The 6,951-nt window shown below is 58.2% G+C and carries 9 protein-coding genes; 7 read left to right on the forward strand and 2 right to left on the reverse strand.

All coding sequences use genetic code 11. The annotated features are described in order from the left end of the window. Positions 1–212: 212 nt before the first annotated feature. The 5 genes from ffh (at position 213) to trmD (ending at position 3,994) form a co-directional block, all read left to right on the forward strand. Positions 213–1,787, forward strand: a complete 1,575-nt coding sequence (gene ffh, locus E8M78_RS20785; protein ID WP_137136861.1) for a signal recognition particle protein — start codon at positions 213–215, stop codon at positions 1,785–1,787. Between the two features lie 18 nt (positions 1,788–1,805). Then, entirely contained in the window at positions 1,806–2,126 is a 321-nt protein-coding gene (locus E8M78_RS20790; RefSeq protein ID WP_062556167.1) for a chorismate mutase, read from the forward strand. 67 nt (positions 2,127–2,193) lie between these two features. After that, complete coding sequence (gene rpsP, locus E8M78_RS20795; protein WP_137136862.1) at positions 2,194–2,550, forward strand: 30S ribosomal protein S16; 357 nt, start codon at positions 2,194–2,196, stop codon at positions 2,548–2,550. 128 nt (positions 2,551–2,678) lie between these two features. After that, complete coding sequence (rimM, locus tag E8M78_RS20800) at positions 2,679–3,287, forward strand: ribosome maturation factor RimM (protein ID WP_137136863.1); 609 nt, start codon at positions 2,679–2,681, stop codon at positions 3,285–3,287. 8 nt (positions 3,288–3,295) lie between these two features. Continuing rightward, positions 3,296–3,994 carry a tRNA (guanosine(37)-N1)-methyltransferase TrmD gene (trmD, locus tag E8M78_RS20805; protein ID WP_137136864.1) on the forward strand — a complete coding sequence of 233 codons (699 nt, stop codon included), beginning with the start codon at positions 3,296–3,298 and terminating at the stop codon, positions 3,992–3,994. Here trmD and E8M78_RS20810 read toward each other — a convergent pair. After that, a complete protein-coding gene (locus tag E8M78_RS20810; RefSeq protein ID WP_137136865.1) occupies positions 3,976–4,722 on the reverse strand; it encodes a sulfite exporter TauE/SafE family protein in 747 nt (248 codons plus the stop codon). The two genes, trmD and E8M78_RS20810, sit on opposite strands and share 19 nt — an antisense overlap. A 297-nt stretch (positions 4,723–5,019) precedes the next feature. Between E8M78_RS20810 and rplS the strand changes: the two genes are divergently transcribed. Both rplS and E8M78_RS20820 read left to right on the forward strand, forming a co-directional pair. Further along, a complete protein-coding gene (gene rplS, locus E8M78_RS20815; protein ID WP_137136866.1) occupies positions 5,020–5,532 on the forward strand; it encodes a 50S ribosomal protein L19 in 513 nt (170 codons plus the stop codon). A 109-nt stretch (positions 5,533–5,641) separates the two neighbouring features. Continuing rightward, positions 5,642–6,199, forward strand: a complete 558-nt coding sequence (locus tag E8M78_RS20820; protein WP_137136867.1) for a GNAT family N-acetyltransferase — start codon at positions 5,642–5,644, stop codon at positions 6,197–6,199. A 4-nt stretch (positions 6,200–6,203) separates the two neighbouring features. Here E8M78_RS20820 and E8M78_RS20825 read toward each other — a convergent pair whose 3' ends face one another. After that, complete coding sequence (locus E8M78_RS20825) at positions 6,204–6,593, reverse strand: DUF2794 domain-containing protein (protein ID WP_137136868.1); 390 nt, start codon at positions 6,591–6,593, stop codon at positions 6,204–6,206. Between the last annotated feature and the right edge of the window lie 358 nt (positions 6,594–6,951).

Raw genomic sequence — 6,951 nt, forward strand, 5'->3', positions numbered from 1 at the left:
GCAAGTTCCTGTTTAAGCCGCGCATCTGCTGAAAGTTTCAAGAACTTTAGCCGCCGACCGGGACCCGTGAAGGTATAAAGAGATCCCGGAGGTCAACACCCGACAGCGCGTTGCGCCCTCGGGTGTCTTTTGGCTTTGCGTCTTGTTTTTCGGCGGCAAAGACCCGACGTTTGCGTCAGTCAGCACTGTGCAACGTCAAGAAGGATGAAACGATGTTCGAAAACCTCCAGGACCGTCTTGGTTCCATCTTGAGTGGACTGACCGGCCGTGGCGCGCTTTCCGAGGCGGATGTCTCGGCGGCCATGCGCGAGGTTCGCCGTGCGCTTCTGGAAGCGGACGTTGCTCTCGAGGTCGTTCGCTCCTTTACTGATCGCGTTCGCGAAAAGGCCGTTGGTGCTTCTGTTCTGAAGTCGATCAAGCCCGGCCAGATGGTCGTCAAGATCGTTCATGACGAACTGGTCGAGATGCTGGGTTCGGAAGGCGTTTCGATCGATCTCAATGCGCCCGCGCCGGTCGTCATCATGATGGTCGGTCTGCAGGGTTCGGGTAAGACCACCACCACCGGCAAGATTGCCAAGCGGTTGACAGACCGCGACCGCAAAAAGGTGCTGATGGCATCGCTCGATACGCGCCGTCCGGCCGCGCAGGAGCAATTGCGCCAGCTGGGCGTTCAGACGGGCGTCGATACGCTGCCGATCATTGCGGGCCAATCGCCGACGGATATCGCGTCCCGCGCCGTTCAGGCCGCCAAGCTCGGCGGTCATGACGTGGTTATTCTCGATACGGCTGGCCGCACACATATTGACGAGCCGCTGATGGCGGAGATGGCCGAGATCAAGGCCCGCTCCAAGCCGCACGAAATTCTGCTGGTTGCGGATTCGCTGACCGGTCAGGATGCCGTCAACCTCGCCCGCAATTTCGATGAGCGCGTCGGCATCACCGGCCTCGTTCTCACCCGTATGGATGGCGATGGCCGCGGCGGTGCAGCCCTCTCCATGCGTGCCGTCACCGGCAAGCCGATCAAGCTGATCGGTATCGGCGAAAAGATGTCGGAGCTCGACGAGTTCCACCCGCGCCGCATCGCAGACCGCATTCTCGGCATGGGCGATATCGTTTCGCTGGTCGAAAAGGCTGCCGAAAACATCGACGCTGAAAAAGCGCGTGCCATGGCCGAAAAGATGGCCAAGGGCAAGTTCGACCTGAATGATCTGGCCGAGCAGTTGAAGCAGATGAAGTCGCTGGGCGGCATGGGCGGCATCATGGGAATGATGCCCGGCATGGCGGGCATGAAGGACAAGCTGGCCGCCTCTGGCATGAGCGACAAGATGTTTGATCGTCAGCTCGCCATTATTTCGTCCATGACCAAGGCCGAGCGTGCCAACCCGGATATCCTCAAGCACAGCCGCAAGAAGCGCATTGCTGCCGGTTCGGGCACGGATGCCGCTGAAATCAACAAGCTCCTCAAGATGCATCGCCAGATGGCGGACATGATGAAGGCCATGGGTGCCAAGGGCAAGGGCGGCATCATGAAGCAGATGATGGGTGGCCTTGCGGGCAAGATGGGTCTTGGTGGCCTTGGTGGTGGTATGGGTGGCGGTATGGGCGGCATGCCCGATTTGTCGCAGATGGACCCCAAGCAGCTGGAAGCGCTGGCGAAGCAGGCGGAAGCCGCAGGCTTCAAGCCGGGTTCGATGCCGGGTCTTCCCGGTGGAATGCCAGGATTGGGCGGCAAACTTCCGGGGTTGGGCGGCCTGCCGGGTCTTCCCGGCTTTCCGAAGAAGAAGTGAGGGGAGGCGCTCAAAGCCATGGTTGATCCAAAGGTCAAAGAACAGCTCGGCAAGTATCGCCAGTCGATCGACAATATCGACGCGGCTCTGGTGCACATGCTGGCGGAGCGTTTTCGCTGTACGAAGGAAGTGGGCATTCTGAAGGCCCAGTTCGATTTGCCGCCGGCAGACCCGGCGCGCGAGGAATACCAGATCGAGCGCTTGCGCCGCCTTGCCAAGGATGCGCAGCTCGATCCGGATTTTGCGGAGAAGTTCCTGAATTTCATTATCAAGGAAGTCATCCGTCATCATGAAGCCATTGCTGCCGAACACGGCGGCGTCACTGAAAAGACCGCCTGATCGCGGCCTCGAAACAACAGGACCGTCGAAGAAGACGGCCCTTACTGAAAAACCGAAGGAGTTTGAAATGTCCCTGAAGATCCGTCTGGCCCGTGGTGGTTCCAAGAAGCGTCCTTACTACCACGTTGTTGTTGCAGATGCCCGCGCGCCGCGCGATGGCCGCTTCATCGCAACGCTCGGTTCCTGGAACCCGATGCTGCCGAAGGACAATGCCGAGCGCGTCAAGCTCGACGTTGAAGGCATCAAGGCATGGGTTGCCAAGGGCGCACAGCCGACCGACCGCGTTCTGCGCTTCATGGCAGAAGCTGGCATTGCAGAGCGCGCTGCTCGCAACAATGCTGAAAAGGGCAAGCCGGGCAAGAAGGCTCAGGAGCGCGCTGCTGAAAAGGCACAGAAGGCTGCTGAAGCCGCTGCTGCTGAATAAGCTGTTGCATTGTCGAATTCAGAGCGGGTGGCGTGGAAACACGCCGCCCGCTTTGCTATTTCGGTCTTTCTGTTTTCAAGAGCGCCGATCCGGGTTACAGCATCTGGCGGAACAGGCAGGATAAAACCATGGCAAAGCTCGAGAACCCCATCCTCATGGCGACCGTTGGCGCAGCGCAGGGCTTGCGCGGAGAGGTGCGGGTGCGTTCCTTCACGGAAGACCCTATGGCCTTGGGTGATTATGGCAATCTTCACAGCGAGGATGGCCGGGTCTTCGAAATTCTGGAAATTCGAGAAGCCAAGAATGTCGTCATTGTGCGCTTTCGCGGCATCAATGACCGCAATGCCGCCGAAGCGCTGAACGGGCTGGAACTCTTCATTGATCGTGAAAACCTGCCCGACGACGAGCTGGATGATGACGAGTTCTTCTATGCCGATCTGGAAGGCCTGGAGGCCGTCGATGCCGATGGCATCAGCTATGGTGTGGTTAGCAGCGTGTTCGACTTCGGCGCTGGCGATCTTCTAGAGCTTAAAGCGCCCAACAAGCGGCCGACACTCATTCCCTTCACCGAGGCTGCGGTTCTGGAAATCGACCTTGAAAACGGCAAGCTTCTTGTCGACCCCATTGCTGCGGGTCTGATCGATCTGCCTGACAGTGACGATCTCAAGGGTGAGATCCCCGATGGCAAGCCGGATGCATCGGACAGGAAATCACCACCGAAGAAGAAGCGGGATTGATCCGTCCCATGACCTTCCGCGCAACGGTTTTGACTCTCTACCCGGAAATGTTTCCCGGCCATCTCGGCCATTCCCTCTCGGGCAAGGCCATGGAGCGGGGCGACTGGTCGCTGGAAGCCGTGCAAATTCGCGACTTTGCCAAGGACAAGCACCGTACGGTGGATGATACGCCGGCTGGGGGTGGTGCAGGCATGGTGCTGAAGCCGGATATCCTGGCACAAGCCATCGATTCACTGGCTCAGGATTCACGTCCGCGCGTCTTGATGAGCCCACGTGGCAAACCGTTGACTCAAGAACGGGTGCGCCAACTGGCAGAAGGCGAGGGCGTTGTCATCGTCTGCGGTCGTTTCGAGGGGGTGGATCAGCGGGTCATTGACGGTCGTCAGCTGGAAGAGGTGTCGATTGGCGACTACATCCTGTCCGGTGGCGAACCGGCGGCGCTGACCGTTCTGGATGCCGTCGTGCGCATTCTGCCGGGTGTCATGGGAAATGCATTGTCCGGCACGCATGAGAGCTTTGAGACCGGTCTGCTGGAGCATCCGCACTACACGCGCCCGCAGGAATTCGAAGGCGTTGCCATCCCGTCCGTTCTGACGTCCGGAAATCATGCGGCGATCGACAAATGGCGCCATGAACAGGCACTGGCGCTGACAAAGGCGCGCAGACCCGATCTTCTGGAGAAAGTCGCTCAGCCTGTGACGAAGTAATAGATCGTCAGCGCTGTGCCGACAGCAACCACCAGCATGCGCATGATGGTTTGCGGAACTCGCCGTGCTAGCCAGACACCTGCATAGCCACCAGCAGCGCCTGCGGGAATCATGATCACGGCCTGCGCCCAGCCCACGACACCACCGCCGACGAAGACGATGATGGCGACAGCGGCAATCACCATGGCGAGCAGGTTCTTCAGCGCGTTGAGGTGATGATAGCTTCCACCAGTAGTCAGGCCCAGAACGGCCAGCATCATGATGCCCATGCCTGCGCCGAAGAAACCGCCATAGATCGCGGTCAGAAACTGGCCAATGGCCGAGGACAGCGACGTGCCGGTTCTTTCCGCAGACGCTTTGGGCTTCAAGAGCGGACCGGCCGCAAAGATGGCCGTTGCCGCAGCCAGCAGCCACGGGACCATGGCGCGAAAGGAAGGATTGTCGAGCGCCAGCAGGGTGAGGGCGCCCGTAAGCCCGCCGACCGCGGAAATGATGGTCAAGGCGACGGCGCTTCGCCAGCGCTTCATTAACTCGGTTTTGTAGGCAAGCGTCGAGGTCACATAGCCGGGAAATTGCACGATGGACGAGGTCGCATTGGCCGAAATTGGCGGCAGGCCTGCAAGTGTCAGCGCGCCAAAGGTCAAGAATGTGCCGCCACCTGCTATGGCATTAACCGCTCCCGATAAAAAGCCGGAGACGAACAGCAAGACGATAATCGAAATAGACACCCGGTGCCCTCCCTTGCAACCTGATGATCGAGCGGCTTATCGGTTGCTGGGTCCTGCTGCAAGGGCATATCAGGATGATCTTGAGTTCAGATTCCCAAGCTGGAGGGGTGACAAACCTGCCCTCATGGTGTAAAGGCCCACGCGGACATGGGAGTTTCTCCCGTTGACCGCAACAAAGAATGGCGAATCCGCTCTTGCTTGTGAACTTGCTCTTTTGGTTCACGGCACGGCTCCAAGGCAAGTCCGAAGGTCCGATGTCGAGCGCTCTGGTCGTTTCAGAAGAACCTAGAGGTTAACATGACAGATATCATTGCTCAGCTGGAAGCCGAACAGGCTGCCAAGATCGAAGCCAAGCGCAAGCTGCCGGAATTCTCTCCGGGCGATACGCTCCGCGTCAACGTAACGGTTCGCGAAGGCAACCGTACCCGCGTTCAGGCCTATGAAGGTGTTTGCATCGCTCGTTCCGGCGGCGGCATCAACGAGAGCTTTACCGTTCGCAAGATCTCCTACGGCGAAGGCGTTGAGCGCGTATTCCCGGTTTACTCTCCGCTGGTCGACAGCGTTGAAGTCGTTCGCCGCGGTAAGGTTCGTCGCGCGAAGCTGTACTACCTGCGCGATCGTCGCGGTAAGTCTGCTCGTATCGTCGAGAACACAAACACCCGTGCTCGCAAGCTCAACGAAGCTGAACGTGCTGCCGCTGCTGAAGAGCGTGCACGTATCGAAGCTGAAAAGGTTGCAGCTGCACAGGCTCTTGCCGCCGAAAAGGCAGCAGCAGAAGCCGCTGCAGCATCCGAAGGTGCAGCAGAATAATAATTCTGCGTATTGCGACTTTCAAAGGCGAGCTTCGGCTCGCCTTTTTTGTTGCAGTTCAGGCCTGATGGATTTTATCAACGCAGGACATTATCCGGATTGAACTGATATGACCTATCATCTGCGCGACGCGAGCCACACCGATATACCCGCCATTACAGACATATATCGCGATAGCGTCCTGAACGGTACGGCAAGCTATGAGATCACGCCGCCGGGCGAGGCGGAAATGCTGCAACGTTTCAAGGCGATTATCGAGAAGGGGTATCCGTATGTGGTGGCTGAAGATGCCGACGGCACGCTTCTTGGCTACGCCTATGCCTCAGCGTTCAGGACCCGCCCTGCCTATCGCTGGCTTGTCGAGGATTCGATCTACCTTTCTCCCCTCGCCAGAGGTCGCGGCTTGGGAAAGGTGCTCCTGAAGGAACTCATAGAGCGCTGTACGGGTCTCGGCTTTCGGCAGATGGCAGCGGTCATCGGCGGCGCAAGCTCTGCCTCTGCCGGTCTGCATGCATCGCTCGGCTTCGAAATGGTTGGAACCATGAAAGGGACCGGTTTCAAGCACGGCCAGTGGCTCGATACGATTTTCATGCAGCGGGTACTGGGAGATGGCACTACGACGCCGCCGGATCTTGGTGCCTATCCCGGTATACTTTTCGAGAGTTGAGTCTTCAGTCGATCAGCTTCAATACCTTGTCGAAGACTTTCAAGACTTGCTGCAAGTCATGGCCTCGCTTCAGGATCATGCCATGCGTATTGGTAACGCTGAAGGCGCCTTGCTTGGCCGCAAGCTTTGGATTCTTTTCAATCCGGTACAGTGGCATCTCACCGGAACGCTTGAAAACTGAAAAGACAGCCCGGTCCCGCAACTGATCGATGGCGTAGTCCTTCCACTCTCCCTCTCCAACCATCCGTCCGTAAATTCTTAAGATCGCGTCGAGTTCCCTGCGGTGGAACATCACGGGCACGGCGTCAGTGCTCTGCCGGTACTGGTTGAGTTCGATCACGTTGGCGCCATCCGTAGTCGAAACACGCCCTCCTGTATCTGGCTGATCGCTCATCAACGCTCCTCAATCCAAGGCCGTTTTTGATGACGGCTGCGTGACAGTGTGCCCTACGCCTGCCAAAAAGCAAGCGCGTTTGACAGGCTAACGCTGTCTACCCATGGGAGTTTCAGCGCTCCCATTCGCATTATTTAATTTTTCTTAAATGCCGTTTTCCGCCTGAATTCGAACAAACCCGTGCCCGAATCGCGCGCCAGATTAATGTCATTCAGTTGGCGCACAGCGCCATTAGGTCCGGTCCCTAGCGTTGACCTTACCCCCCAGCCCCCGACGCTTCGGGCCGGACCTTCTTTGCAATCAAAGTAAACCTCCACCTACGGTGGAGGACTGGACGAGTTCTACATCGTAGTGGAGA

The sequence above is a fragment of the Rhizobium sp. FKY42 genome (genome assembly GCF_005222835.1).
Classification (GTDB): domain Bacteria; phylum Pseudomonadota; class Alphaproteobacteria; order Rhizobiales; family Rhizobiaceae; genus Neorhizobium.